The organism is Rhodoferax sp. UBA5149, from assembly GCF_002413825.1.
Lineage (GTDB): Bacteria > Pseudomonadota > Gammaproteobacteria > Burkholderiales > Burkholderiaceae_C > Rhodoferax.
The window spans coordinates 31,171-32,204 of sequence record NZ_DHXT01000097.1 but is presented as its reverse complement, the minus strand read 5'-3'; the positions used below and the strand labels follow the sequence as shown (position 1 = coordinate 32,204).

Genomic DNA, 1,034 nt, shown 5'->3' with positions numbered 1-1,034 from the left:
TCAACGCTTTTCGAGAGCGGCTGGAGGCCAACTTTCAAGCTTCATGCCCAAAGTCAGACCGCGGGAAGCCAGCACTTCCTTGATTTCATTGAGTGACTTGCGGCCCAGATTTGGAGTTTTCAACAACTCGTTTTCCGTGCGCTGAATCAAGTCGCCAATATAATAAATATTTTCGGCCTTCAAGCAGTTAGCCGAGCGAACCGTCAATTCAAGCTCGTCCACCGGACGCAACAGGATCGGGTCGAACTGCGTGCTGCCACGTGGCGCCGGTGCATCAAACGCCGCCAATTCGCTGCCTTCCAGCTGCGCAAACACGGCCAGCTGTTCAACGAGGATTTTAGCGGAAGCGCGAACCGCGTCTTCTGCGGAAATAGCGCCGTTGGTTTCGATATCAACGACCAGCTTGTCGAGGTCCGTACGCTGCTCGACACGCGCGCTCTCAACGGTATAGCTGACGCGCTTCACCGGCGAAAAAGAGGCATCCAAAACAATACGTCCAATGGACTTGGTTGGCTCATCGCCATGGCGCCGCATCGTGCCAGGAACATAACCACGGCCCTTTTCAACCTTGATCTGCATATCGAGCTTGCCGCCTTGCGACAGGTGCGCGATCACGTGATCAGGGTTGATGATCTCGACATCATGGGGAGTCTGGATATCACTCGCGGTGACAATACCCTCGCCGTCTTTGCGCAGACTCAACGTCACTTCGTCACGGTTATGAAGCTTGAACACAACGCCTTTGAGGTTCAGCAAGATGTTGACAACATCTTCCTGCACGCCGTCAATGGACGAGTATTCGTGCAGCACACCGGCAATCGTGACCTCGGTCGCGGCATAGCCGGGCATTGAAGACAACAACACACGGCGCAAAGCGTTACCAAGCGTGTGACCATAACCACGCTCAAAAGGCTCAAGCGCAACCTTCGCACGATTCGCGGCAAGCTGCTCGACGTTGATGGCTTTAGGTTTCAGTAGATTATTTTGCATGCAGACTTCCTCTCAATACCCCCGGCTCGTTACACCGGTAAGGC

General features: G+C 54.3%; 1 protein-coding gene. It reads right to left on the bottom strand.

Features of this window, described 5'->3' with window-relative positions:
- A complete protein-coding gene (locus tag B3V69_RS08410; RefSeq protein ID WP_296445560.1) occupies positions 1–990 on the bottom strand; it encodes a DNA-directed RNA polymerase subunit alpha in 990 nt (329 codons plus the stop codon).
- Positions 991–1,034 lie beyond the last annotated feature (44 nt).

What these genes read in the sequence shown, in the direction of transcription:
- B3V69_RS08410 (WP_296445560.1), bottom strand. Translation starts at nt 990, where the DNA reads ATGCAAAATAATCTACTGAAACCTAAAGCCATCAACGTCGAGCAGCTT.